Consider the following 25,040-nt stretch of genomic DNA (forward strand, 5'->3'; position numbering starts at 1 on the left):
GTTAATGATTAAAATGTTATTAACTATTGATCATTCTTTTTACTTTCTTGAATTTTTTTAAGTTTTTCCGGCGTTACATCGTTACCTTCTGGATCAATGACTTTGGTACTTTCAATTTGTTGTTTAAATCCTTCTCTAAAAGAATCTAAATATTGTTTACGCAACTTAGATTGCTCTTTTGCTTCAGCTTCTGTTAAACCTTGCTCTTTTTTCTTTTTTGCTAATTCATTAATTCTATCTATATTTAAATTATTATTTGACATGTCATCACACTTCCTATTCTTTTCTTTAATACATATAAAATACTTAATTAATATAACAAAAAGAGACATAGATAAAAAATCTAAGCATCATAAACTCTTTCTAAAATAAATGAAGTATTTTTATATAATACTTCATATTCCCATTTCTTAGAAGTAATAACTTTTTATCTATATCTCTTAAATATTTATTTAACTAAGGCGAACACTTTATAGTCTGTTTGTTCTGTATTATCGGGTATATCGTTCTTATAATCATCATTTAAAATTGCTTTTTTAGGGATCGTATGATCGGTAATTTCGTACATGTGTTCCGTATGAGCGTTCTGATATAAGTTAGTAAAAAACACCAGAAAAACGATGCAAGATACTACTAGAACAATTATATTTTTAATGATATTACTAGTATAATTACTAAGCATTTATTTTCACTCCTAGAACATTTGTTTGTATAAATACTTTAACAGAACGAGTGTTCCTAGTCAATAGTATTACGAACAAATGTTTGTTTAAAAAATCAAAAAATGCTATACTATATTAAAATAAACTTAGGGAGTGCCTATATATGAGAGAGTTAACTAAAAGACAAAGTGAGATTTATGATTATATTAAACATGTTGTTCAAATAAAAGGTTATCCACCAAGTGTAAGAGAGATTGGTGAAGCTGTTGGTCTTGCTTCAAGTTCAACTGTGCATGGTCATTTATCTAGATTAGAAGAAAAAGGATATATTAGAAGAGATCCTACTAAACCTAGAGCAATTGAAATCGTGAGTGATCAAAATAATGATATGACTAGAGAAGAAACTATCTATGTTCCTGTTATCGGTAAAGTTACAGCTGGAGTTCCAATTACAGCAGTAGAGAATATAGAAGAATACTTTCCATTACCAGAACATTTAACATCCACACACAATAGTGATGTGTTTATTTTAAATGTTATCGGTGAAAGTATGATTGAAGCGGGTATTTTAGACGGAGATAAAGTAATTGTAAGAAGCCAAACTATTGCTGAAAATGGAGATATTATCGTAGCAATGACTGAAGATGATGAAGCTACTGTAAAACGTTTTTTTAAAGAAAAAAATCGATATCGTTTACAACCAGAAAATAGTGCTATGAGTCCTATTTACTTAGATAATGTAACAGTTATCGGTAAAGTTATTGGTCTTTATAGAGAATTGTAGTTTATCTCTTGTTTGTTACGTTAAAATCTCTTATATATATGTTTAATATACAAAAAACTAGAAGTGCCTAAGCACTTCTAGTTTTATTTTTTATTTAAAATCTCTTTAACTTTATCAAGTATATCTTTTTTCTTATTTTTCTTTGTAGGCATAATATCAACTTCCTTGCAAAAAGAACATACCCCTATATATTATAAATCAAACATTATCCAGCATAGTTTTCTGTCCAAAATGGTTGTCGCTTATTATTAAAATCTACACCTACACCTAATGTATTAACGTGTGTATTTAAAATATTTTCCCGATGTCCTAGAGAATTCATAAGTCCTTCGTGAGCATAAATACTACTTTGTTGACCATAAGCTAAATTTTCAGCAGCAGCATTAAATTGTATACCATCACGTTTCATTCTATCGAAAGGTGAATGACCATTTAAATCAGTATGCTCAAAATAATTATTTTTAACCATATCTTCACTATGTTTTCTTGCAGTATTAGATATTTTTTTAGAGTAATCCAATGTATTTAATCCGTGTTGTTTTCTTTCTGCATTAACTAAATCAAAGTTTTGATATTCAAAGCTTTTTTCTAGCGTTGTAGAAGGTGCACCATATTGCTTTTGTAATCGGTTTTCCATCGATTCACTCACTTGCAACAACCCTGTTAAGTTATTTTTATTATGTTTATCGTAAAATGCAGTTGTATAAATGTGATCTTTATAAAAAACATCATATTCATCATTTTTTACAACAAAACGATTACGTCCTTTTGCAATTTTATCTACTGGCTTACCAAGACGTTGTTCAACCACTTTTTTAGGGGTATTATATTTAATTTTAGATTTAGAAGTTATAATGTTTTGATTACTAAATAAAGCATTAACTTTATTATTAATATAACTTACCATTAAAAAATTTTGATAATCATCATTATAATAAGTGTACCATTTTGTACCATATTCATTTGAAGTCACTCTTTTTGGTCGCCCTATCTTATTTTCTACTTCCTTTTGTGACATATTTAATTGAATATTATTAACTGCGAATTCTTGTTTTTTTGGAACTTTAAGCACATTATTTTTATAGCTTGTATCTTCATTTAATAAAACTTCTACTTTATCTCTTACATTATTTTGCAAATGAATAAAAAACTGGTTTTCTTCGATGGGTTTTATAATGATAAATAACAGAAATATTGCAGTAAATAAAAGGAATTTTTTAATAACATTCACCTACTAAATATATATTAATCTCTATCACCATTAAAAATTGAGTTTCTTACAATAACATAGTCAACAGTAGTTAGTGATTTTAAATCTTTGCCGCCAGCATAGGAAATTGAACTTTGAAGATCTTGTTGCATTTCAACTAAGGTATCTTTTAATGAACCTTTATGTTCCACAAACATTTTCTTCCCTTCAACATTCTTATGTTCTCCTTTTTGGAATTCGGAAGCACTACCAAAATATTCTTTATAACGTTTACCATCTAACTCAACTGTTTTGCCAGGAGATTCTTCATGCGCTGCAAATAATGAACCAATCATAACCATAGTGGCTCCAAAACGAATAGATTTCGCGATATCACCATGTGTTCTAATACCTCCATCAGCAATAATTGGTTTACGTGCAGCTTTACTACAAATGTTTAATGCAGCTAATTGCCATCCTCCTGTACCAAATCCAGTTTTAATTTTAGTAATACACACTCGTCCTGGTCCTATACCAACTTTAGTAGCATCTGCACCAGCATTTTCTAATTCTCTTACTCCCTCAGGCGTTCCTACATTACCAGCAATAACAAATGATTGAGGAATATGTTTTTTAATATGTTTAATCATATTAATAACCGAATTAGCATGACCATGGGCGATATCAATTGTAATATATTCAGGTATTAAATGCTCAGTTTTTAATTTTTCTATAAATTCAAATTCAGTTTCCTTTACACCCACTGAAATAGAAGCGAAAAGTCCTTTATTTTGCATTTTTTTTATAAAAGGTATGCGACCTGCTTCATCAAAACGATGCATAATATAAAAATAATCATTTTCTGCAAACCATTCAGCTAAAGATTCATTCATAACTGTTTGCATATTAGCAGGAACCACTGGCAACTTAAAAGTTTTAGGTCCAAATTGTACAGTTGTATCACATTCAGATCTACTATTAACAATACATTTATTTGGAATTAATTGAATATCTTCATAATCAAAAATTTTCATACTTTAAATTTCCCCTATACATTAAAAATTAAAAAGACACTGTAGACATAAATAAAATATCTGACGCTTTAAAAAATCATTTATAACGTAATCTAGAGCGAGAAATCACCTTTTCCTCGCTCTTATTATTTATATCCTTATATACTTTACAATTTTTTAAATACAATGTAAATGGACTAAAGTATTAGTTTCAGTTACCAACTAGATTTTTTCACACCAGGAATTTGACCTTTATGAGCATGTTCTCGAAATGCAATTCTAGACATTTCAAATTTTCTCATTACACCTCTTGGGCGTCCTGTAACTTTGCATCTTCTTGTTAAACGAGTTGGAGATGAATCTCTTGGCAATTTTTTTAATGCTTTATAATCTCCTTTTTCTTTCAGTTCTTTACGTAATTCATAATATTGATTTACTAATTTTTCTCTTTTTAATTCTTTAGCTATTTTAGATTTTTTAGCCATATAATATCTCCTTTTTACAAATCGTAATAATTACGTTTTATATCTTAACATACTTTTAAAAAATTACAAAGACAATTATTTTAAAATTAAAAGACTCACACATGTTATTCATCTTAAACATGTATGAGTCTATAATAGTTTATCTTTTTGTCGTATTTAAAAGATAAGGAATTATTTAGTTTCACGGTGTAGCGTGTATTTATTTAATCTTGGGCAATATTTTTTCATTTCAATACGCTCAGGGTTATTACGTTTATTTTTTGTTGTAATATAATTACGATCGCCACATTCAGTGCAAGCTAAAGTTACATTAACGCGCATCAATAACATCCTTTCTTGTTATATATAATTAGGAATTCTTACGATTTAAAATTCTATCATATCCTTTATTTTTACGCAATAAGTTTCTTTTAATTTAATCAGTTTCCTTCTACGTACCAAAAACTAATCGTTTTAAAAAATCAGAAAATTTAAAATTTTTAAAACAAATTGTTCAAAAGTTATTGAATACTTGACCTAAAACGATTAAAATGATTTGTATATTTTAAATTTTAATTTAGGAGATATTATATGGAAGATAACAATATGAAACGCGGTCTTAAGTCAAGACACATATCTATGATTGCTATCGGAGGCGCAATAGGTACTGGACTTTTTGTTGCTACAGGTAGTGTCGTTTCTCAGGCAGGACCTGGAGGAGCTATCTTAGCTTATTTATTGATAGGAATCATGCTTTATTTTTTAATGTCGTCTATTGGAGAACTTGCTACATTTTATCCTGTATCTGGTTCGTTTAGTTCATATGCTACCCGTTTCATTGATCCGTCTATCGGTTTTACAATGGGATGGTTGTATTACATTCTATGGTCTTTAGTATCAAGCGTTGATGTAATGGTAGCTTCTAATGTTTTATTTTATTGGGATGTATTTAAAATTTTCAGTCCTCTGGTATGGAGTTTAATTTTTATAACGATTATATTCCTATTAAATATCTTTACTGTTAAAGCATTTGGCGAAACAGAGTTTTGGTTATCATTAATTAAAGTAATCACAATTATTGTATTTATTGTTGTTGGTATATTAATGATTTTTGGTATTCTTGGTGGACATACATATGGATTCGAGAATTATACCAAAGGTGAAGCACCTTTTGTAGGTGGTTTATCTGGTTTCTTAGCAGTATTACTTGTAGCAGGATTTTCTGTGGGTGGTACGGAAGTTGTAGCTGTCACTGCAGGTGAATCTGATAATCCTGAAAAAACTATGCCAAGGGCTGTTAAGCAAGTATTTTGGAGAATTTTATTGTTTTATGTTTTATCTATTGTCGTCATTGCAGCTATTATTCCTTATACTGATCCTTTATTATTAAATAAAAATCAATCGGTATCTCAAAGTCCATTTACTATAGTTTTCGATCGAATCGGTATAGCATTTGCAGCATCAATTATTAATGCTGTCATTCTTACATCGTTACTATCTGCAGCGAATTCTGGAATGTATACAACAAGTAGAATGCTTTTCTCTTTGAGTGATGAAAAGCAAGCACCAAAGTTTTTAAGTAAATTAAATAATAAAACGAAATTACCGATGCGTTCAATAGTCACTACTTACATTTTAGTAGTAGCAATTATTATTCTAGCTAATTTCTATGCTAATGCAGTATTTAGCTTGTTAAATATCATTGGCTCTTTAGTAATTATTGTATGGGCAATAAGTGCATGGGCTCAAATACGTTTACGTAGAGGGATTAAACGTCAAGGCAAAGATATTAACACATTATTGCCTTACAAATCACCACTTTTCCCTCTAGGCCCTATCATTGTGTTTGCTACATTAATTTTCTTATACCTTGGTAATTCTATCGGTGATTTATTTAATGGTAATATAGGCGATTTTTTTGTTAATATCATGCCTTTAATTGTCTTAGCAATTATCTTTATCGTGCATAAATTGATTCGTAAAACTAAATTTGTAAAATTAGATCACATGGATCTTACAACCCATCATTATCATGATTAATATCATCGTTTATTTAGGAGTAGAATTAAATACAATTCTACTCCCGTTTTTATTCCTAAACACAATATGTATATTTTCTAATAGTCGTTTATTTTGTATAATGAGTATAACGATAACGACTTAGAGGTGATTGAGTATGGTAGGTCAAACAAATTTATTTGATGACGTAATAAAGAGTGATGAACGTTTTGTTATTGTCGTACAATCTTTAGAAGAAAGAAATGGACAATTACTGAAACGTACATTGCGTGAGTATCCTAGTCTAACTCATGATCAAATGGAAAACTTATTTACACACTTAAAAGATGTATTTCGAGATGAGCCATTTCACGTTAACCAATCTGCATATACAATAACAGTATATACAAATTTAGATTATGCAGCTGATCAAGTATATGCTCATGTAAAAAGAAATAAAGGTAAACATGACTGGACACATACTGCTAAATAATTAGTTATGATAATAAAAAAGAGGAAGCGAAACATGATTCAATACGAATTCATTCCGCTTCCTTTTTAATTTATATAAATGTTTTATAGCAATTCTTTAAGCGCTACTGGTATACCATTAGAATCATTATCTAATGTAACTTTATCTGCAATTTTTTTTAATTCTTCACTCGCATTTCCCATTGCTACAGCATATCCTACAACTTTAAACATTGATTGGTCATTGAGGCTATCTCCAAAACAAATCACTTCTGATAATGAAATATTTAACTTTTCGCATAAAGCTTTAATTGCATTACCTTTAGAAACATCTTTAGCCATGAATTCCAGGAAGAAAGGTTTGCTCGTCGTCACATCAATATCAGAATTAAATGTTCCATTTAATTCGTTACGTGCTTTTGAAATATTTTCTTCATAATCAACGCCCATTGTTTTAGGTACATCAGACTGAATATATGCTTTAATATCATCCACTTGTTTCATAGGTAGACCAGTTAATTCTGATTCAATTTTACGATATTCATGTTCTGTATCAAAGATAATTTGTCCGTCTTGATACGTTAATGTTAAAAAGCCTTTTTTACGACAATAGTCTGTAATTTTATCAAAATGATCTTTAGTTACACTTTTACTTACTTCAATTTCTTCTGTTTTAGCGTTAATTGTTTTACCGCCATTATAACTAATGATATAGCTTTGATAATGATCTAACTTTAATTCTTTAGCTACTGGAATCATTCCTTCAGTTGGTCTTCCAGAAGCTAAAACAATTTTATATCCTTCTTCTTGTAGTTGAATTAAATAGTCTTTGGTTTCAGGACTAACTACATTATCACTTGTCATTAAAGTGTCATCCATATCCATAACAATCATTTTATAGTTACTCATTTCTTAGTTGCTCTCCTTTCATTTTTGCTCTTATCTATTTTACAATAATTTTATGAAGGATACACAACTTCTTCAATAACACCTACATTATTAATTGTTGCATGTTCAGAATCGCAAGTTGTTATTTCTGATTTTAATGTTCTAACAAGTTCTCCACTTTTTTCTTTACGACTCAATGTCAATATCGTTGGACCTGCTCCACTAATCACTGTAGCATAAGCATCATATTTTTGGGATAGTACTTTTACTTTTTCAAATTCAGGAATCAAGTGTTGACGATAAGGTTCATGAAAACCATCTTGTGTCATCATTTTTCCGGCAAGGTCATAATTATGTTGAATTAATGCACAAATCATTGTATTGCTAATCGCACTATTTTGAACTGCCTTCTCATGAGAATAATTATCTGGAAGTACCCTACGTGAGTCTTCTGTTTTGAGTTCATATGTTGGGATAGTAAGAATTACATCTACATCAGGTATATCAATATGTGCCACATTTGTCTCTTTGGTTTCAGGATTATAATATCCTGCGAGTAATCCACCATAAATTGTAGGTGCTACATTATCAGGGTGCCCTTCTATTTCAGTAGCTAGTTGTAGTAATTCATACTTAGATAATTGAATATTACCGAAGTAGTTAGCGATATATAATGCTCCAACTAAAGCGGATGCAGATGATCCTAACCCTCTTGCTAATGGAATTTCACTTCTCATCGACACTTTTAAATTAGGTAAAGTTACATTATATTTTTCAGCTACTTGTTGTGCAACTTTATAGACATAATTACTTTTATCTTTCGGTAATGAGTCTAACTCTTCATTTAAATATTTAAATTCCCAGTTACTGCCTTCCGCTTCCTCAACATATAGGTATAAATATTTATTAATTGCCATACCAATAGAATCAAATCCTACTCCTAAGTTAGCAGTTGATGCAGGTATTTTCAGGTGAAGTGATGGCTTCATATTAAAGTGTTCCTTTAATATAATTGATAATACTTTCTTTATTGTTTGGAAGCGGTTGAATTGGATTATCTAAAATTGAGATAGCAGTGTCTGGATCTTTTAGTCCATTACCAGTTAATATTGCTACTACTTTTTTACCTTTCGGCAATTTTCCAGCACGTTGTAATTTGATTAAACCAGCAATTGAAGCATTACTTGCTGGTTCACTAAATACACCTTCTTTAGATGTCATTAATTGATATGCTTCTAAAATTTCATCATCAGTCACACTATCAATGAGGCCATTTGATTCTTCTAACGCAACAGTTGCTTTTTTCCAACTTGCTGGATTACCGATACGGATTGCTGTAGCGATTGTTTCAGGATTTTTAATGACTTTATTTTGAACAATTGGTGAGGCTCCTTCTGCTTGGAAACCAAATAATTGAGGAAGTTGACTTCCTTTTTTCTCATGATACTCTTTAAAGCCTTTCCAATAAGCAGTAATGTTTCCTGCGTTTCCTACTGGGATTGCTAGAACATCTGGAGCTTCTTCTAATTGTTCGACAATTTCAAATGCACCTGTTTTTTGTCCTTCTATTCTAAATGGATTAACAGAATTTACTAATTCAATATCATCATCATTTTGTGCAATCTCTTTAACGATTTCTAATGCTTCATCGAAGTTACCTTCAATTGAGACAATTTCTGCACCATACATGACCGCTTGCGAAAGTTTACCTAAAGCAATCTTTCCTTCGGGAATCACTACAATTGCTTTTAAACCTGCACGTGCAGCATAAGCTGCTGCTGAGGCAGAAGTGTTTCCTGTTGAAGCACAAATCACCACTTTTTTACCTTGTTCTTTCGCTTTTGTTACAGCCATTACCATTCCTCTATCTTTAAAAGAACCAGTTGGATTAGCACCCTCATATTTAACATATAAATCAATATCTAGCATTTCTGATATATTAGCACAGTGAATCAGTGGTGTATGTCCTTCATTTAAAGTAAGTTTAGGTGTATCTTCATTCACCGGTAAATAATCTTTAAATTCTTCTACTAAACCTTGCCATCTTTTCATAATTATTAAACTCCTTCAACTGGATAAATTTTTTCAATGTTGTAATTTGCTTTACTAAGTAGTGATTCAGGTGATTGGTCTAATCCGATAACCACAACTCCATAAGAACTAGAATCACGTTGTTCTATTTGAAGTGATTTGTGGAATGGTAAATCTGATTTAAGTTGATCTTTAAGTTTATCAATTGATTCATCACTATGAATGACAACATAGTAATTTAATTTTTCTCCAATAGCAATTGCGTCACCATTATCCATTAATTCTCGAGTTTTATTTGTTTTTAATTCGAAATGAGGTGGAAGTGTATGTAAATTTGATTCAAAGAAGAGTGCTACATTTAATAAATCACTCACTACTGCACTACCAGTAGCTAAGCTACCTGCTCCTTTACCATAAAACATTGTATCCCCTACAGCATCTCCAATAACGTAAATTGCATTGTATTCATTTTCTACTGCTGCAAGCTGATGTGATTTATGTATTAAGGTTGGTTCAACGGATGCATTAACTTCTCTATGATGATATGTACTTTTACCAATCAATTTAATCTTATAACCTAATTTGTCAGCTACATTAATATCAGATAATGTTGTTTTACTGATACCTTTTACTTTCACATCATTTAACTTAATTACTTGGTTAAATGATAAATAAGACGTAATCACTACTTTTCTAGCTGCATCAATACCTTCTACATCATCAGTAGGATCTGCTTCAGCAAATCCTAATCTTTGTGCTTCAGCAAGTGCATCTTCAAATGAAGTTTGTTCTCTCGTCATTTTTGAAAGAATAAAATTTGACGTACCATTTAAAATTCCCATAAATTTAGAGATATTATTAGCATTTAACCCATTATTAATCGCGTTAACAATGGGAATACCACCTGCAACACTTGCTTCAAATTTTAAGGCTACGCCTTGTTGTTCTGCTAGATTCTCTAGTAATTCTAAATGCACAGCAAGTAGATCTTTGTTTGCTGTAATGACATGTTTTTTTCTTTTTAAAGATTCTCTTAACCAATCAACAGTTGGTTCAATTCCTCCCATTACTTCTATAACGATATCAATATCATCATCGTTTAAAATTTCATTAATGTCTTCTGTTAAATGATATTGACTAATATTAATAGGTCTTTTTTTAGTGGTATCTCTTACTAAAATATGTTTAATAACAATATCTTTATTTAGAGTATCTTTAATTTGTTGTCGATTTTCTTCAATAATTTTTACTACACCTGAGCCTACTGTTCCTAACCCTAGTAACGCGACGTTTAATTCCTTCATAATTTTTATCTTCCTCCCATTTGTATTATTGAGAAGTACAATTGTTTTATTGAAAAACACTTAAATTTATTATACTATTAAATCAAATTAATTGAATAGGACTTTTAAAAGAAAAAGTGAATATGTAGATATATATTATCATGTAGTATCAGGAAATTAAATAGAATTTTCTGATTTTTTAGAAAGGTTGGTAAATTTTATGAAAGTTGCTAAGTTTGGTGGAAGTTCAGTTTCAAATGCAACACAAATTAAAAAAGTCCTAAATATTGTCAATGATGACCCAGACAGAAAAATTATTATTGTATCTGCACCTGGTAAAAGACATAAGAATGATGTTAAAACGACTGACTTACTTATTCGTTTATATGAAAAAGTAATCAATCAATTGGATTATCAAGATAAAAAAAGAGAGATTATTCAACGTTATGCAGATATTTTAGAAGAATTACATATGGAGTCTACACTCTTAGAAACAATAGATGAAACACTTGAAACAATCATTAAACAATTAAACGATAAGCATGATCGTTTATACGATGCATTGTTATCATGTGGTGAGAATTTTAATGCTCAACTTATCGCTAAATACAACGATTCACAAGGCATTAAAACAACATATCTCTCACCAAAAGATGCTGGTATCTTAGTAACTGACTTACCACAACAAGCACAAATTTTAGAAGACGCTTATGATAAAATTTATAAATTAAGAGAAATTGAAGGAAAAATTATTATCCCAGGTTTCTTTGGTGTTTCTAAACATAACTATGTTGTTACATTTCCGAGAGGCGGTTCGGATATCACAGGTGCAATCATAGCGCGTGGTATTAAAGCATCATTATATGAGAATTTTACAGATGTCTCTGGTATTTTTAAGGCAAATCCAAATGTAATTGAAAATCCTGAACTTATTGAAGAAATTACATATAGAGAAATGCGTGAGTTATCATATGCCGGCTTTAGTGTATTTCACGATGAAGCATTACAGCCTTTATATAAACATAGAATACCCGTAGTCATAAAAAACACAAATCATCCAGAGGACAAAGGAACCTTTATTCGCCATGATCGTGAAGTCACAGATAAAAATCAAATTATTGGCATTAGTTGCGATAAAGATTTCACAGTTATAAATATTAAGAAATACTTAATGAATAGACAAATAGGTTTTACAAGAAGAATTTTAGAAATATTAGAAAACTATCATATCTCTTTCGATCATATGCCATCAGGTATTGATAATATTAGTATTATAATGCGTTCTAATCAAATTAAAAATAAAGAGAATGAAGTATTAAGTGCGATTAGAAAAAAATGTGATATTGATGAATTAAGCATTGACCATGACCTTGCCATCTTAATGATTGTCGGTGAAGGAATGACTCAATCTGTCGGAACTGCTAACAAAATCACACATGCTCTAGCAGAATCAAATATCAACCTAAAAATGATTAATCAGGGTGCTTCTGAAATTTCTATGATGTTTGGTATTTCAAGAGAAAATGCAGATAAAGCTGTGTTATCAACTTATGAGTATTGCTATCATGGTGTATGCTTAAAAAATTTATGTCCTAAATAACAATTACATAAAAAAATCTGAGACATCTATTTTGTCTCAGATTTTTTATATTAAACTTTTTGTGTAAGTGCTTTTTTAATTTTATGCTCTCCCACTACCATTTTTAAAATCACAAATTGATAATAGCTTAGAGCATCTAAAACTGACTTATAATTGGCTTCTGAATTGTTTTGTTGATAATCTAGTAAATCATACATTAATACGATTTCAGGTTTGATATAATCGACATCCCAGGTTAATGAATGAAAATAAATATTATTTTTAGGTAATCGGATATTACTGTTTAGTCTAAATATCCATTCCTCATTTATAACATCATAAATAAAAATACTTAAAATAACTTTATCATTATTAACAACGTTTATATGAGAAATAGATGGAATATCTAAATTATCTTTATCCATGTTATGATTGGACGTATCATAATATTTAAATGTATAACTTGAAGGAATAACTTTTAAAACCTCTACTATTCGTTTTCTTTCTACACAAATATCGACTTTCGAAGGTAATTCAAAAAGTTCATTTAAAAATAGTTGAATAGCAACTTCACCGTGAAATTTGAATGCTGTACGGCATTGATTTTTTAATATTCCAACTAGTTCTTCTACATGATTTTGGTAATGAGACATACAACTGTCCTCCTTAAAGGAAACGCTTTCATAAGTTAATTATACAGACACAATTTAATGTTTTCAATTTTTAATTTGTGAAAAATTTGTAAATCTTCTAACTCTTCTTTAGGGTATGATATATAATTTTACACAATTTTATATTTATAATAATGAATAAATTATATCCTGTTATTATATTCTTTTTCAACTTAAATTATCATTTTTTGTTTATTGAACAATAAATATATTTTGTTTATAATTAATTATTGATTTCTATAGAAAATTAATTTAATCATTAATCTTCTAATTTACAAATATTAAACAGGAGGTGAGCTTATGACACATACGATTATTCTAATTATTATTATTGTTATTCTTATACTTGCATTTGTACTCAATCAAAGATACATGCAAGATAGAATAGATACTGAAGTTTACGCTAAAAATCAAATGGTCTCTAAAAATTCTTTACTCAGTAAAGAAAATTTAGAACTTAAAAATAAAATATTAAGTTCTAATAACGAGATTAGTCCTCATTCCAAACGTAATGCTAAACGTGAATTACAAGATATCTTAGACCGTTTTAAAGCTTCAGGAAAATTAAAATATTATAATATTATTACGACTAGTAATTTAGCTACTAAACATCCACTGTTTGAGTATGCAAGAACATTTGACTATATAGTTGTGTCTGACGTAGGTCTTATTAATATTGACGTTAAAAGTTGGAAACAAAAAACATTTTATCATTTTGATTTACCTACTTCTGATCACTTAGAGGGTGATAATCAAAGTGTAGAACAAATTGTAGGGCATTATATTAGTAAACAATATCATAGTCAATTTGATTCAAATCGTAATGAAATATATACTTTTATTGAAAAAATTCAAAACAATCGAGTTATCTATGAGTTTTATCAACATGACCCTTATGAACAAGCCGCTATTAACGCAAAAATCTTAAAAGATGGCATTGAAAAATATTTTAATCATAAAGTTCAAAGTATTGGTGTCATTTATTTTAGTGATGGTAGTGTTAATATAATTGAAGGTGCTGAAGAAAGAGAAAAATATATTGATACAGTATCCACTAAATCTTCTTTAGAATCTGTTATTAATAATGCTATTGAATTATCTAAACACCCTCTATCTGAAACTCAAGTTAATACTATTGTTGAAAACTTTCATAACTAAAAAATGAGTATGGGAGAACATTCGTCAAGAATGTTCTCCCATACTCATTTTTTAACTCCAAAGATTCACTTTATCTTTTTTAGCTTGCTGTTCATCTTTTTCAAATGTACTTCTATATTTACCATTAGGTGAGAAGTATTTTTCACGAGCTAATCCTTTTTTAACTAATTCTTCGTTATACATTGTTTTTTCATCTAACCATACATAGGCTAATGTACGACCATAACGGTCTTCTTTTTCCTTATCATATTCTAAATACACATCTTTATTATTTAAATGTTGTTTGCTGTAATTAGAAGCTTCTTTTCCATAAGGTTGAACTGATGTGTTAGGTTTAACCGTTTCTGGTGTATCAACACCAATTAAACGTACCTTAATTTGCTCACCATTTGATTTCTTAGCCACAAATGTGTCTCCATCTACAACCCGATCAACGTGGACTTTTTCTTTTCCTTTAAGTTCTATCTGTGTTGAATTAGATGAAGAATGTTGACTATCGTCTTTAAATGGCCCTGTATGATTTAAAAATTGAAATGCTAATACGCCAATAACAATGATAGCAAGAACAATTATTGTTAAATTTTTCTTTGAATTCATAGGTGCCTCCTATATTATATTTTTAATACTCAAATATAATATATAATATGTATTTAATAATCAATCAATACTTTCGACCTAAAAAGTCTACCTATATTGAATTTATTTTCAAAAAATGATTAATTGATATTCAACATGATATAATTATACATGTTAGGAGTGAAATACATGAGCGAACGTAATGAAAATTTAGTCACGATGATTGCTGTCGTAATTGCTATTATCGTTGGCGTTATTTTACAAATCGTTTATAAACTGCCTATTATTGTTTCGGTTGTTATAGCAGTATTGTTAGGCATTTTAGTTGGATTTATTGTTTATATTATTCAAAGTATTATACGTAAACGAAAAGGTAAATAAGGGAGTATCATACAATGTCACTCTCAATAAAAGATTGAATTGAAAACATTAAATATTATTCAATTCAGTCTTTTTTATACATTCCTTAAATATTTTTCTTACTTTTTATATCCAGCCTTTTTCCTTTGCTTTCTTCCAAGCATTAAATCGATTCTCTGCATTTAATTTATCAATTATATTAGACGTATAATTTCTCACTGTCCCATCTGAAAGATAAAGTTTTTCTGCAATTTCTTTACTACTTAAATTATCTCCAATTTCACGTAATACCACTTGTTCTTTATGTGTTAAGGGATTAGATTCTTTGAATAAAGTAGTCATTAATGAAGTACTATATTCCTTTTCACCATTCATGACATGTTTAATAGTTTGTATTAAATCTTCTACGGAACGTTCTTTTAATACATAAGCATCTACTTCATTTGCCACAGCTTTTTCAAAATAACCTGGTCTTTTAAATGTAGTTACAATTATTACTTTAGTATCAATTTTAAATTCTCTTATTTTAGATAATACTTCTAAACCTGTTAGCCCTGGCATTTCGATATCTAAAATTGCAATATCTGGATGATATTTTTCAATAAACTCAAATGCGTCACCCCCATTATTACAATCATTAACTACTTTCATTTGCTCGTTAAATTCAATCAGTTGAACCATCGCTTTTCTCAACATATATTGATCTTCAGCTATTATAATGCTAATCATTTAATATCCTCTCTTGGTATCATAATACGTATATGCATACCATTTTTAGATTTAATTTCTAATTTTCCTTTAAGAAGTTGAACTCTATTTTCTATACTTTTTAATTTAAAGTCTTCAGTGGTGTTACAACCTTTTCCATTATCTTGAATAATTAGGTATAGATTATTATCTTCTTGTATCATTTCACAATAAATCTTACTAGCCTTTGCATGTTTAATGACATTATTGATTGCTTCTCTCAAAATCATTGATAGTATCGATTGCTTTGTTGGAGTTAAAACATTTACCTTTCTTATATTTTTTAATTCAAATTGAATGTTTGCATCTTTTAAAACATTTTTTATGGATTGAACTTCCTCTTCAAAACTTTGAGATTTTAAATTTTCAATAATATTTCTTACCTTAATTAAGGTATCTTTAGATATCTGATTAATCGCCAATATTTCATTTTTAGCTTTTTCTTGATCTTTATCAATCAACTTATATGCCAATTCTGATTTTAAACTAAGACTTACAAATACATGACCTAGTGTATCATGTAAATCTTGCCCTATACGTTGACGTTCTTGTTCTGCAATTAATGTATTAATATACTTATTTTTCTCTTCTATTTCTTTTTTTAATGCTTCATCTTTTTTAGTTTTAAAATTTCCTAAAGTAATAATTAAAATAACTAAATAAAAGATAACTAATACAGTTATATATTGTATTTGATAAATACTTGTAATTATAAGACATAAAAATATTGCAATTATAAATGTGATAAATTCTTTTGACTTAATTGTTACTTCAAACATAAAAGGTAATGCAAATGCGCTAAAGAAAAAGAATAAGCTATTCATTGGATTAATTGCATAAACAAAATATATAATTCCTACATAATGAACCACTAATAGGCTATATATTACGTTATTGTTAAATCGATAATAATATATTACTAACATAAGATATGACACAATAAAAATAGCTAAAACAATTAAATATACAGTTTGAGAACCTCGTTTTTCATTAAAGATACTTATAATTGGAAATAACAAATATATAAGTGTTGATAGCTCTCCTAATCTAACGTTCCATTTTCTTTTTTTCATCTAACTCACTTCTTTTCTGTGATTGATCCACACTGTAATAATTAAAAATAGTATACTATATACAATTAAAATAAATAATGAAGTAATATTTAAACCTTGATTTTTAGCTAACTCTAATGCAAAATTTTTCAAATGATATGTTGGAGTAATTTTCGAAATTTTTTGTAACCAAATTGGGAATGTTTGAACTGGAAACCACAATCCTCCTAATATCGCTAATACCATATTAACTATATTGGCTATACTACTTGCCTTTTGAGTCTCATTAAATTGAGCGATTACTAATCCTAAGGTTAAAAATAAACTTGCACCTACCCATAATGAAACACCTGAAAACAACCATTGTTGTATACTCATATTTACGTGTTTATATAGATGAGCAACAGTAAAAATCAAAATAATAGCCAATAAAAATAACAATATTGTTTTTATCATTTTAGTAGTAAAATAGGTTTTACTAGATAAAGGCGTTACCATTAATCGTTTAAACCAACCTATGTTTCTTTCTTCAATAATCTCTATAGGAAATTGCATTAAACAAAAACTCATCAAGCTAAATACTGTCATACTATACATATATTCTTTATAGAACTGCTGTTTCGCTTCTTCTGGTAAGTCTAGTAAAGAAGTAAATAATAAATAAAAACCTACCGGTAATATGATTGATAAGAATGTTGTTAGTTTCTTTCGAAAAATAATTTTAAATTCTGTTTTTAATAAAGCGATATTATTCATTTTTAGTCCCTCCCCCTTTTACATCAGCAAATAAAATTGTTTCTAACAATGTTTGCTTTTCAATAGTCATGTCATTTAAATTTATATTTAATTTTTCCAAATAATATATTACTTTCTTAACATCAGATGTTTTAATTTTTAAAATAGTATCTTCAATTTTTACATCAAAATAATTTGTTAAATTCTGTAAATTATTGTCTACTGTATTTGGTACTTTAATTATTGAATATTGTTGGTTGGTTAATATATTTCTAGGTGAATCATTTAACTTAATAATGCCTTGATCAAGAAATATAACTTTATCTGCCATTCGTTCTACTTCTTCAATATAATGAGAAGTATAAAAAATAGATACATTTTCTTTTTTTAATTTCCCTATCATTGTCCAGAAATGTTCTCGCATTTCAACATCCATAGCTGCAGTAGGTTCATCTAAAATGAGAAGCTTTGGTTTTCCTATTAAACATAACCCAAAATCTAATATTCGTTGTTGTCCACCAGATAAGTGATTTGCATACAGATTCAATTGGCTATCATTCAATTTTGTAATTTTTTTAAATTCATCTATCGAAATTGCATCCTTGTATAGTTGACAAAATAATTTATATAATTCTTTTACTTTTATTAATCTAGGAAAAGACGTTTTTTGAAATAATACACCAATATGATTTAAATTTAATAAATGATCTATATCTATAATTTCTCCCGTTTCTGCTTTCAAATGATTAATTAAAATATTAATTAAAGTTGATTTTCCGGCTCCATTTTTTCCTATTAATGCAGTACTCATACCCTTTTCTATATTTAGTGATATATTTTTCAATACTGTTTTTCCATTATATTTTTTGGATAAATGTCGAATTTGAATCATAATTCATCACTTCCTTTTGTTAATATAAATAATTTATCAACAAACAAGTTATAATTTCAGATAAAAATGTCACTATTTTCAAATGACATTTGTCACATTAATAAAACCGACAAAGCACAATGCTTTGTCGGTTTTATTATTTTTACAAGATTGGTGATAATAATTTGGCAATATCTTCTTTGAATTTAATTGATAATGGTCGTTTTTTATATTTCTCAAGTGTAAGTTGTTTAGATTTTTTTATATCTTCTTTATACGCCTCTTTTAACTTCTTAGCTAATTGTTCATCATATACGAATGCATTAACTTCAAAGTTCAATACAAAGCTTCTGTAGTCCATATTAGATGAACCTACACTACTGACTTCATCATCAATCATTAACATTTTAGAATGTATAAATCCATTTTGATACGTATACACTTTTACTCCATATTCAAGCAATTCAGCAACATTTGAAAATGTAGACCAGTAGACAAATGGATGATCCGGTTTACATGGAATCATTATGTTAACATCAACACCAGTATTTGCTGCCATTTTCAATGCATTAATGTAAGATCGATCTGGTATAAAGTAAGGTGTTTGAATATAAATAGATTTTTTCGCACTCATAATCATTTTGGTATATCCAAACTCAATTTGGTGTAATTCATATGCAGGTCCACTTGAACCAATTTGAATGGCTGAATGACCATCCTGTACTTTCTTTTTAGGAAAATACTTATCATCATATTCAAATTGTGGACGATGTGCTTGAGAGTTCCAATCAAGAATAAACCTAATTTGAAGTGCATTTACAACATCACCTTGTACTCTTAAATGCGTATCTCTCCAGTATCCTAGTTTACCTAAACCTAAATAATCGTCACCTACATTAAATCCACCAATATACCCGATTTGACCATCAATAACAATAATCTTACGATGGTTACGATTATTCATTCTAAAGTTAATAATTGGTAGTTTAGATGCAAAAAATGCTCCTACCTCTCCACCTAATGATTCAAAATGTTTAAATTTGTGACGTTTTAAATTTTTTGAACCCACATCATCGTAAAGTAATTTAACTTCTAAACCTTCTTTTAACTTTGTTTCTAGGGCATCGATAATTCGTTTTCCTAGACCATCGATTTCAAATCCAAAGTACTCTAAATGTATGTAATCTTTCGCATTATAAATATCTTCGAGTACTTTGTCATATAATTCATGACCATCAATAAATAAATCAATTTTATTGTCTTCAGTAATAAAAGCATCTTGTTTCTTTAATAGCATTCTTGCCATATCTTGATGATTTTGTAGCTGCTTATTTTCTGTATGATAGTTGTAATGATCAATTTTATGAGCTTGTTCATCAATCAAATCTTTATAAACATCTAGCTCTTTACCATTATTTTTCTCCATTTTTCTTTTTGAAACAGTTCTACCGAAAAATAGATAAAGAATAAATCCAAGCACTGGTAATACAAATAATACAAATATCCAGGCCCATGTTGAAGATGCACTACGTCTGTTACGCTCTAAAAAAATTAAAATAAAAGCCAACACTAAATTGCCTAAAAATCCAAGCACTAAAATTATATTCAATATTGTGCCAATTTTAGGGCCAAAAAGACTTATCATAATTCTAAACTCCTACTTCTCAAATTCAACTTTTATTTATCGGCTAATATTAAAAAGGCACTTAATATTTCTTCATTGTTAGGAAATTGGCGTTCTTCAATTTTATCAATTGAAACATTTAATAATTCATAGCGACGACCTTCTTCACTTGCTAAATATTGATTAATTTCATTTTCCAATTCTTCAATTGTTTGTTCTTGAATTCTTTTAAATTTTACTTTACTCATTTATAACACTCCATTTCATATATTTGTTTAAATCATAGTCTTTTTACATGTGTTTATCAACTAAATTGCAATGATAATAGGACGTCTTTTAAAAGCGTTTACATATTTATTTTTATTCTCTTAAATTCACATTACTAAAAAGGTAGTGTATACTAAATACATTCTATTCAAATTTTCAGAATAATCAGTTTAGAATAAGCATAAGGAAGTTAGGGAGGAATTCGATGATATCTTTTGAAAATGACTACCTAGAAGGTGCACATCCAAAAGTTTTACAACGTTTTATTGATACAAATTATATTCAAGCTTCGGGTTATGGGGATGACCAATTTTCAAAACAAGCCGCTGATCAAATTCGAAAAACGATTCAATGTCCTGAAGCCACTGTTCGCTTTTTAATTGGTGGTACACAAACAAATCAAGTTGTTATTAATACTGTATTAGAGCCATATGAAGGGGTTATTTCAGCAGATACAGGTCATGTGGCAGTACATGAAGGGGGCGCTATAGAATTTAGTGGTCATAAAGTATTAGCAGTACCATCTCATGAAGGTAAGATTTCACCTAAAGAAGTAAATACCTATCTTGAAACTTTTTATAATGATTTCAAACGTGAACATATGGTATTTCCTGGTATGGTGTATATTTCTCATCCTACTGAATATGGAACGCTTTATAGTAAAGAAGAACTCAAAAATTTATCAGAAGTCTGTAAGGAACATCATATTCCATTATTTATGGATGGCGCCCGATTAGGTTATGGTTTGATGAGTAATGAAACAGATGTCACAATTGAAGATATTGCTAATTACTGTGATATTTTTTATATTGGTGGTACAAAGATTGGTGCACTATGTGGTGAAGCGATTGTATTTACAAACAATAATGAACCTAAACACTTCACTACACGTATTAAACAGCATGGTGCCCTACTAGCTAAGGGGCGTTTAGTTGGTATTCAATTTTTAGAATTATTTACTAATAACTTGTATTTTGATATTAGTCGACATGCTATTAATATGGCGAATAAAATGAAGCAAGGATTTATCAATAAAGGATATAAAGTATATTTTGATTCTCCTACTAATCAACAGTTTTTCGTATTAAATGATGATAAGATTAAAGATCTTCAGAGTAAAGTGAAATTTGCAATTTGGGAAAAATACGATGATACACATCGCGTTGTTAGATTCGCAACAAGTTGGGCCACAACTGAGGAAAATGTTGACAAACTTTTAGAATTAATTTAATTATAAACTTATTTAATATAGACCTTAAGGTGACATACTTCGGGTCTATATTTTTATGTTTACATAATATTTTTATAATTCATATAGGTTTTATTGATATATTTAATAAAAATAGGAGCTATATATTATGAAAAAATATTTAGTGGTAGACGAACATGAAAAAACAAAAAAAGCTAAACAATCTATAATTAAACTAGAAAATTTTAAGAAGTATATAAAGACTGTTTTTTTTTAACTTACTTGACCAAAACTTGACCAAAACTTGACCAATTCACTACTTTTGAAGAAAGTGGTCAAGTAAAAATAGATTATTTTCAAATAAAAAAGAAGCTAAGGCAAATGCCTTAACTCCTTATGTCCCTAAGTCTTTCCCCTTTTTGCTTAGCGATTAGTATTGTTTCATATATTGATCGCGTTCCCATTCAGAAACTTGAGTTCTGTAATAGTCCCATTCGATAGATTTAGAATTAATAAATTGATTATAGATGTGATTGCCTAATGCTTTTTTAACTGTATCGTTTTCACGCATTGCTTTTAATGCAGTGTAAAGTGTAGATGGTAAATCTTGAATACCTACTGCTTCACGTTCTTCACGATTCATTTCATAGATATTTTGGTTTACTGGTTCTGGTACTTTAGTTTTGTTTTTAATACCGTCTAAACCAGCTTGTAAGATCGCAGCTAAAGCCATATATGGGTTAGCAGCAGGGTCAACTGAACGTACTTCAATACGAGTTGATAGACCTCTTGAAGTAGGTACACGTACTAATGGAGAACGGTTTTTACCACTCCAAGCAATGTAACATGGTGCTTCGTAACCAGGTACTAAACGCTTATATGAATTGACTAATGGGTTACATACTGCCGTAAATCCACGTGCATTATTTAAGATACCTGCAGTAAAGTGATAAGCATCTTCAGTTAATTGATCTTTGCCGTTTGGATCAAAGAATGCATTTTCTTTACCTTTGAATAAAGATACGTTGAAGTGCATACCACTTCCATTTACACCAAATAATGGTTTTGGCATAAATGTCGCATGTAAATTATGTTTACGTGCAATTGTTTTAACAACTAATTTAAATGTTTGAATGTTGTCACATGCTGAAATTGCATCTGCATATTTGAAGTCAATTTCGTGTTGACCTGGTGCTACTTCATGATGACTTGCTTCGATATCAAAGCCCATATCTTCTAATTCAAGGACGATGTCACGACGACAATTTTCACCTAAGTCAGTTGGTGCTAAGTCGAAGTAACCGCCATTATCATTTAATTCTAATGTTGGTTCACCTTTTTCATCCAATTTGAATAAGAAGAATTCTGGTTCAGGCCCTAAGTTGAAATCTGTATAACCTAAGTCTTCCATTTCTTTTAATATACGTTTTAAGTTCGTACGTGGGTCCCCAGCAAATGGTTCACCATCAGTTGTATAAACATCACAAATTAAACGTGCTACTTTGCCTTGACCTGCTGTCCAAGGGAAGATAACCCAAGTATCTAAATCTGGGTATAAATACATATCTGATTCTTCAATACGTACGAAACCTTCGATTGAAGATCCGTCAAACATCATTTCATTATCTAACACTTTTTCTAATTGGCTTACTGGAACTTCAACATTTTTAATTGTACCTAAGATATCAGTGAATTGTAATCTTAAATATCTTACGTTTTCCTCTTTTGCAAATTTGCGAATATCCTCTTTTGTAAAAGTATGTTTTGGCATGGTAGACATCCTCCAAGTTATTAATTAATAAATCGTGATAAATCGCCACGGTTTATCGGTAAAGCTTCACTGCGCGGTTTCTGAGTTGCATCTACAATCATTCTTTTTCTCGTCTCTTGTTCATCAGTAGTTAAGTGCCCTTGATTATTTGTAATTATTTGTTTAATACCTTTTAAATTAAAACCTTTTTCAATTAACGTTTTAATTTCTAACAGTCTCTCTAAGTCATTCATCGAGAATAACCTTTTATTTCCTTCGGTACGTTCGGGCTTAATGAGTTCATGTGTTTCATAATAACGTATTTGTCTTGCTGTGAGTTCTGTCAATTTACAAACAACACTCATAGAGAACACGGCCATATTACGTCTTATTGTATCGTTAGACACTATAACCTCACCTCTACTTTTGAACTTGTCTATAATTTAGCATAGATTAATATGAAATACAAAAATATGTTAGGTTTTCTGACATGAAAATTAAATATTTCTTACATATAAACGTAAAAGCCCATAGATACAGTTATCTACAGGCTTTTTACTATTTAAAAATTATTTTTCAAGACATCAATACGATAGCGTATTCTTATTGTTAAGTTTTAAAAATTTAAGTTTCATTAATGGTTATCTTCCATATTTGCTTCAAAGTCATCAAGTAATGCTCGAGCTTCATCCACAGTTTCTGTACTCATTAATTGATGCCGTAATTCACTTGCACCTCTAATACCTCGCACATAAATTTTAAAGAAACGTCGTAAACTTTTAAATTGTTGTGTTTCTTCATTTGAATACTTTTCAAATAACTCTAAATGTAATCTAAATAAATCCAAGAGTTCTTTACTTGTATGTTCGCGTGGCTCTTTCTCAAATGCAAAAGGATTATGGAAAATGCCTCTTCCTATCATAACTCCATCAATACCATATTTCGTCGCAAGTTCCATACCTTTTTGTCTATCTGGAATATCACCATTGATAGTTAATAATGTTTGAGGCGCCACTTCATCGCGCATTTCTTTAATGGCTTCAATTAATTCCCAATGTGCATCGACTTTGCTCATTTCTTTACGTGTACGAAGATGGATAGATAAGTTTGCAATGTCTTGCTTAAACACATGTCTTAACCATTCTTTCCATTCCTCTATATTATAATAACCTAGACGTGTTTTAACACTAACAGGTAGTCCACCTGCCTTGGCTGCTTGAATAATTTCAGCTGCTCTTTCTGGTCGTAAAATTAACCCAGACCCTTTACCTTTTTTGGCAACATTTGCGACAGGACAGCCCATATTTAAATCAATACCTTTAAAGCCCATATCTGCTAAACCAAAACTCATTTCTTTAAATTGCTCTGGCTTATCACCCCATATATGAGCAACCATAGGCTGTTCATCTTCACTGAATGTTAAACGTCCTCGTACACTATGTATCCCTTCTGGATGACAAAAACTCTCCGTATTTGTAAATTCAGTAAAAAATACATCTGGTCTCGCTGCTTCACTTACTACATGTCGAAAAACAATGTCTGTCACGTCTTCCATCGGCGCTAAAATGAAAAATGGACGTGGTAATTCATTCCAAAAATTTTCTTTCATAATTGATTTAAACCTTCTTATTCATTAGTATCTCGTATAATTAACCATGATATATTATCATAAAATAAA

General features: G+C 29.5%; 28 protein-coding genes. 7 read left to right on the forward strand and 21 right to left on the reverse strand.

From position 1 onward, the window contains the following. Positions 1–23: 23 nt before the first annotated feature. Together NSU06_RS07080 and sosA are read right to left on the reverse strand one after the other, a co-directional pair. Positions 24–263 carry a DUF896 domain-containing protein gene (locus NSU06_RS07080; protein WP_017174665.1) on the reverse strand — a complete coding sequence of 80 codons (240 nt, stop codon included), beginning with the start codon at positions 261–263 and terminating at the stop codon, positions 24–26. Positions 264–448: 185 nt separating this feature from the next. Continuing rightward, entirely contained in the window at positions 449–682 is a 234-nt protein-coding gene (gene sosA, locus NSU06_RS07085) for a DNA damage-induced cell division inhibitor SosA (protein WP_017174664.1), read from the reverse strand. A 143-nt stretch (positions 683–825) separates the two neighbouring features. Here sosA and lexA point away from each other — a divergent pair, with 143 nt between their 5' ends. Then, the gene (gene lexA, locus NSU06_RS07090) at positions 826–1,446 is read left to right on the forward strand and encodes a transcriptional repressor LexA (protein ID WP_002449099.1); all 621 of its coding nucleotides are present in this window, start codon (positions 826–828) and stop codon (positions 1,444–1,446) included. A 205-nt stretch (positions 1,447–1,651) separates the two neighbouring features. On the opposite strand, the gene NSU06_RS07095 is transcribed toward lexA, so the two are convergent. From NSU06_RS07095 to rpmG, 4 genes are all read right to left on the reverse strand, one after another. Further along, positions 1,652–2,677, reverse strand: a complete 1,026-nt coding sequence (locus NSU06_RS07095; RefSeq protein ID WP_019835491.1) for a CAP domain-containing protein — start codon at positions 2,675–2,677, stop codon at positions 1,652–1,654. 14 nt (positions 2,678–2,691) lie between these two features. Continuing rightward, on the reverse strand, positions 2,692–3,669 hold the full coding sequence (gene guaC, locus NSU06_RS07100) for a GMP reductase (RefSeq protein ID WP_017174662.1): 978 nt from the start codon (positions 3,667–3,669) through the stop codon (positions 2,692–2,694). A 194-nt stretch (positions 3,670–3,863) separates the two neighbouring features. After that, positions 3,864–4,133 carry a 30S ribosomal protein S14 gene (gene rpsN, locus NSU06_RS07105; protein WP_002449108.1) on the reverse strand — a complete coding sequence of 90 codons (270 nt, stop codon included), beginning with the start codon at positions 4,131–4,133 and terminating at the stop codon, positions 3,864–3,866. A 171-nt stretch (positions 4,134–4,304) separates the two neighbouring features. After that, positions 4,305–4,454 carry a 50S ribosomal protein L33 gene (rpmG, locus tag NSU06_RS07110; RefSeq protein ID WP_001265708.1) on the reverse strand — a complete coding sequence of 50 codons (150 nt, stop codon included), beginning with the start codon at positions 4,452–4,454 and terminating at the stop codon, positions 4,305–4,307. Between the two features lie 249 nt (positions 4,455–4,703). Here rpmG and NSU06_RS07115 point away from each other — a divergent pair, with 249 nt between their 5' ends. Together NSU06_RS07115 and NSU06_RS07120 are read left to right on the forward strand one after the other, a co-directional pair. Then, entirely contained in the window at positions 4,704–6,152 is a 1,449-nt protein-coding gene (locus tag NSU06_RS07115) for an amino acid permease (RefSeq protein WP_019835492.1), read from the forward strand. A 136-nt stretch (positions 6,153–6,288) separates the two neighbouring features. Then, on the forward strand, positions 6,289–6,603 hold the full coding sequence (locus NSU06_RS07120; RefSeq protein WP_017174660.1) for a hypothetical protein: 315 nt from the start codon (positions 6,289–6,291) through the stop codon (positions 6,601–6,603). Positions 6,604–6,686: 83 nt separating this feature from the next. Here the strand turns inward: NSU06_RS07120 and NSU06_RS07125 are convergent, their stop codons facing one another. From NSU06_RS07125 to NSU06_RS07140, 4 genes are read right to left on the reverse strand one after another with little or no spacing between them, the layout of a single operon-like run. Next, the gene (locus NSU06_RS07125; RefSeq protein WP_017174659.1) at positions 6,687–7,490 is read right to left on the reverse strand and encodes a Cof-type HAD-IIB family hydrolase; all 804 of its coding nucleotides are present in this window, start codon (positions 7,488–7,490) and stop codon (positions 6,687–6,689) included. A 50-nt stretch (positions 7,491–7,540) separates the two neighbouring features. Further along, positions 7,541–8,458: a homoserine kinase gene (gene thrB, locus NSU06_RS07130; RefSeq protein WP_017174658.1), complete on the reverse strand. Its 918-nt coding sequence runs from the start codon at positions 8,456–8,458 to the stop codon at positions 7,541–7,543. A gap of 1 nt (position 8,459) precedes the next feature. Then, positions 8,460–9,521 carry a threonine synthase gene (gene thrC, locus NSU06_RS07135; RefSeq protein WP_017174657.1) on the reverse strand — a complete coding sequence of 354 codons (1,062 nt, stop codon included), beginning with the start codon at positions 9,519–9,521 and terminating at the stop codon, positions 8,460–8,462. 5 nt (positions 9,522–9,526) lie between these two features. Further along, positions 9,527–10,804, reverse strand: a complete 1,278-nt coding sequence (locus NSU06_RS07140) for a homoserine dehydrogenase (RefSeq protein ID WP_017174656.1) — start codon at positions 10,802–10,804, stop codon at positions 9,527–9,529. A 199-nt stretch (positions 10,805–11,003) separates the two neighbouring features. Between NSU06_RS07140 and NSU06_RS07145 the strand changes: the two genes are divergently transcribed. Further along, positions 11,004–12,383, forward strand: a complete 1,380-nt coding sequence (locus NSU06_RS07145; RefSeq protein ID WP_019835493.1) for an aspartate kinase — start codon at positions 11,004–11,006, stop codon at positions 12,381–12,383. A gap of 50 nt (positions 12,384–12,433) precedes the next feature. Here NSU06_RS07145 and NSU06_RS07150 read toward each other — a convergent pair whose 3' ends face one another. After that, on the reverse strand, positions 12,434–13,015 hold the full coding sequence (locus tag NSU06_RS07150) for a hypothetical protein (RefSeq protein WP_049382341.1): 582 nt from the start codon (positions 13,013–13,015) through the stop codon (positions 12,434–12,436). 318 nt (positions 13,016–13,333) lie between these two features. Between NSU06_RS07150 and NSU06_RS07155 the strand changes: the two genes are divergently transcribed. Next, complete coding sequence (locus tag NSU06_RS07155) at positions 13,334–14,191, forward strand: hypothetical protein (RefSeq protein WP_049382340.1); 858 nt, start codon at positions 13,334–13,336, stop codon at positions 14,189–14,191. Between the two features lie 51 nt (positions 14,192–14,242). On the opposite strand, the gene nucI is transcribed toward NSU06_RS07155, so the two are convergent. Then, positions 14,243–14,788: a thermonuclease NucI gene (nucI, locus tag NSU06_RS07160; RefSeq protein ID WP_061544293.1), complete on the reverse strand. Its 546-nt coding sequence runs from the start codon at positions 14,786–14,788 to the stop codon at positions 14,243–14,245. A gap of 168 nt (positions 14,789–14,956) precedes the next feature. Between nucI and NSU06_RS07165 the strand changes: the two genes are divergently transcribed. Beyond that, a complete protein-coding gene (locus NSU06_RS07165) occupies positions 14,957–15,148 on the forward strand; it encodes a hypothetical protein (RefSeq protein ID WP_017174651.1) in 192 nt (63 codons plus the stop codon). A gap of 105 nt (positions 15,149–15,253) precedes the next feature. Here the strand turns inward: NSU06_RS07165 and NSU06_RS07170 are convergent, their stop codons facing one another. The 6 genes from NSU06_RS07170 to NSU06_RS07195 form a co-directional block, all read right to left on the reverse strand. Beyond that, on the reverse strand, positions 15,254–15,856 hold the full coding sequence (locus NSU06_RS07170) for a response regulator transcription factor (RefSeq protein WP_017174650.1): 603 nt from the start codon (positions 15,854–15,856) through the stop codon (positions 15,254–15,256). Continuing rightward, the gene (locus tag NSU06_RS07175) at positions 15,853–16,947 is read right to left on the reverse strand and encodes a sensor histidine kinase (protein WP_070436723.1); all 1,095 of its coding nucleotides are present in this window, start codon (positions 16,945–16,947) and stop codon (positions 15,853–15,855) included. Before NSU06_RS07175 ends, NSU06_RS07170 begins: the two co-directional genes overlap by 4 nt. Beyond that, positions 16,948–17,682 (reverse strand): ABC transporter permease, encoded by a 735-nt coding sequence (locus NSU06_RS07180; RefSeq protein WP_145424087.1) that lies wholly within the window; start codon positions 17,680–17,682, stop codon positions 16,948–16,950. Then, positions 17,675–18,553: an ABC transporter ATP-binding protein gene (locus NSU06_RS07185; protein WP_049379236.1), complete on the reverse strand. Its 879-nt coding sequence runs from the start codon at positions 18,551–18,553 to the stop codon at positions 17,675–17,677. Before NSU06_RS07185 ends, NSU06_RS07180 begins: the two co-directional genes overlap by 8 nt. A 142-nt stretch (positions 18,554–18,695) precedes the next feature. Next, complete coding sequence (gene cls, locus NSU06_RS07190; RefSeq protein ID WP_019835596.1) at positions 18,696–20,177, reverse strand: cardiolipin synthase; 1,482 nt, start codon at positions 20,175–20,177, stop codon at positions 18,696–18,698. A 32-nt stretch (positions 20,178–20,209) separates the two neighbouring features. Next, complete coding sequence (locus NSU06_RS07195; RefSeq protein WP_017174645.1) at positions 20,210–20,404, reverse strand: hypothetical protein; 195 nt, start codon at positions 20,402–20,404, stop codon at positions 20,210–20,212. A gap of 224 nt (positions 20,405–20,628) precedes the next feature. Between NSU06_RS07195 and NSU06_RS07200 the strand changes: the two genes are divergently transcribed. Next, positions 20,629–21,654, forward strand: a complete 1,026-nt coding sequence (locus NSU06_RS07200; RefSeq protein WP_048681125.1) for a threonine aldolase family protein — start codon at positions 20,629–20,631, stop codon at positions 21,652–21,654. 388 nt (positions 21,655–22,042) lie between these two features. Here NSU06_RS07200 and glnA read toward each other — a convergent pair whose 3' ends face one another. The 3 genes from glnA to NSU06_RS07215 all read right to left on the reverse strand — a co-directional run bounded on the left by glnA (position 22,043) and on the right by NSU06_RS07215 (position 24,971). Continuing rightward, positions 22,043–23,383, reverse strand: a complete 1,341-nt coding sequence (gene glnA / locus NSU06_RS07205; RefSeq protein WP_017174642.1) for a type I glutamate--ammonia ligase — start codon at positions 23,381–23,383, stop codon at positions 22,043–22,045. A 20-nt stretch (positions 23,384–23,403) separates the two neighbouring features. Then, complete coding sequence (locus NSU06_RS07210; RefSeq protein WP_025987220.1) at positions 23,404–23,772, reverse strand: MerR family transcriptional regulator; 369 nt, start codon at positions 23,770–23,772, stop codon at positions 23,404–23,406. Positions 23,773–23,996: 224 nt separating this feature from the next. Beyond that, the gene (locus NSU06_RS07215; RefSeq protein ID WP_049379239.1) at positions 23,997–24,971 is read right to left on the reverse strand and encodes a tRNA dihydrouridine synthase; all 975 of its coding nucleotides are present in this window, start codon (positions 24,969–24,971) and stop codon (positions 23,997–23,999) included. Between the last annotated feature and the right edge of the window lie 69 nt (positions 24,972–25,040).

The sequence above is a fragment of the Staphylococcus sp. FSL W8-1270 genome (assembly GCF_038007165.1).
In the GTDB taxonomy this organism is placed as follows: Bacteria; Bacillota; Bacilli; order Staphylococcales; family Staphylococcaceae; genus Staphylococcus; species Staphylococcus hominis.

What these genes read in the sequence shown, in the direction of transcription:
- NSU06_RS07080 (WP_017174665.1), bottom strand. Translation starts at nt 263, where the DNA reads ATGTCAAATAATAATTTAAATATAGATAGAATTAATGAATTAGCAAAA.
- sosA (WP_017174664.1), bottom strand. Translation starts at nt 682, where the DNA reads ATGCTTAGTAATTATACTAGTAATATCATTAAAAATATAATTGTTCTA.
- lexA (WP_002449099.1), top strand. Translation starts at nt 826, where the DNA reads ATGAGAGAGTTAACTAAAAGACAAAGTGAGATTTATGATTATATTAAA.
- guaC (WP_017174662.1), bottom strand. Translation starts at nt 3,669, where the DNA reads ATGAAAATTTTTGATTATGAAGATATTCAATTAATTCCAAATAAATGT.
- rpsN (WP_002449108.1), bottom strand. Translation starts at nt 4,133, where the DNA reads ATGGCTAAAAAATCTAAAATAGCTAAAGAATTAAAAAGAGAAAAATTA.
- rpmG (WP_001265708.1), bottom strand. Translation starts at nt 4,454, where the DNA reads ATGCGCGTTAATGTAACTTTAGCTTGCACTGAATGTGGCGATCGTAAT.
- NSU06_RS07115 (WP_019835492.1), top strand. Translation starts at nt 4,704, where the DNA reads ATGGAAGATAACAATATGAAACGCGGTCTTAAGTCAAGACACATATCT.
- NSU06_RS07120 (WP_017174660.1), top strand. Translation starts at nt 6,289, where the DNA reads ATGGTAGGTCAAACAAATTTATTTGATGACGTAATAAAGAGTGATGAA.
- NSU06_RS07125 (WP_017174659.1), bottom strand. Translation starts at nt 7,490, where the DNA reads ATGAGTAACTATAAAATGATTGTTATGGATATGGATGACACTTTAATG.
- thrB (WP_017174658.1), bottom strand. Translation starts at nt 8,458, where the DNA reads ATGAAGCCATCACTTCACCTGAAAATACCTGCATCAACTGCTAACTTA.
- thrC (WP_017174657.1), bottom strand. Translation starts at nt 9,521, where the DNA reads ATGAAAAGATGGCAAGGTTTAGTAGAAGAATTTAAAGATTATTTACCG.
- NSU06_RS07140 (WP_017174656.1), bottom strand. Translation starts at nt 10,804, where the DNA reads ATGAAGGAATTAAACGTCGCGTTACTAGGGTTAGGAACAGTAGGCTCA.
- NSU06_RS07145 (WP_019835493.1), top strand. Translation starts at nt 11,004, where the DNA reads ATGAAAGTTGCTAAGTTTGGTGGAAGTTCAGTTTCAAATGCAACACAA.
- NSU06_RS07150 (WP_049382341.1), bottom strand. Translation starts at nt 13,015, where the DNA reads ATGTCTCATTACCAAAATCATGTAGAAGAACTAGTTGGAATATTAAAA.
- NSU06_RS07155 (WP_049382340.1), top strand. Translation starts at nt 13,334, where the DNA reads ATGACACATACGATTATTCTAATTATTATTATTGTTATTCTTATACTT.
- nucI (WP_061544293.1), bottom strand. Translation starts at nt 14,788, where the DNA reads ATGAATTCAAAGAAAAATTTAACAATAATTGTTCTTGCTATCATTGTT.
- NSU06_RS07165 (WP_017174651.1), top strand. Translation starts at nt 14,957, where the DNA reads ATGAGCGAACGTAATGAAAATTTAGTCACGATGATTGCTGTCGTAATT.
- NSU06_RS07170 (WP_017174650.1), bottom strand. Translation starts at nt 15,856, where the DNA reads ATGATTAGCATTATAATAGCTGAAGATCAATATATGTTGAGAAAAGCG.
- NSU06_RS07175 (WP_070436723.1), bottom strand. Translation starts at nt 16,947, where the DNA reads ATGAAAAAAAGAAAATGGAACGTTAGATTAGGAGAGCTATCAACACTT.
- NSU06_RS07180 (WP_145424087.1), bottom strand. Translation starts at nt 17,682, where the DNA reads ATGAATAATATCGCTTTATTAAAAACAGAATTTAAAATTATTTTTCGA.
- NSU06_RS07185 (WP_049379236.1), bottom strand. Translation starts at nt 18,553, where the DNA reads ATGATTCAAATTCGACATTTATCCAAAAAATATAATGGAAAAACAGTA.
- cls (WP_019835596.1), bottom strand. Translation starts at nt 20,177, where the DNA reads ATGATAAGTCTTTTTGGCCCTAAAATTGGCACAATATTGAATATAATT.
- NSU06_RS07195 (WP_017174645.1), bottom strand. Translation starts at nt 20,404, where the DNA reads ATGAGTAAAGTAAAATTTAAAAGAATTCAAGAACAAACAATTGAAGAA.
- NSU06_RS07200 (WP_048681125.1), top strand. Translation starts at nt 20,629, where the DNA reads ATGATATCTTTTGAAAATGACTACCTAGAAGGTGCACATCCAAAAGTT.
- glnA (WP_017174642.1), bottom strand. Translation starts at nt 23,383, where the DNA reads ATGCCAAAACATACTTTTACAAAAGAGGATATTCGCAAATTTGCAAAA.
- NSU06_RS07215 (WP_049379239.1), bottom strand. Translation starts at nt 24,971, where the DNA reads ATGAAAGAAAATTTTTGGAATGAATTACCACGTCCATTTTTCATTTTA.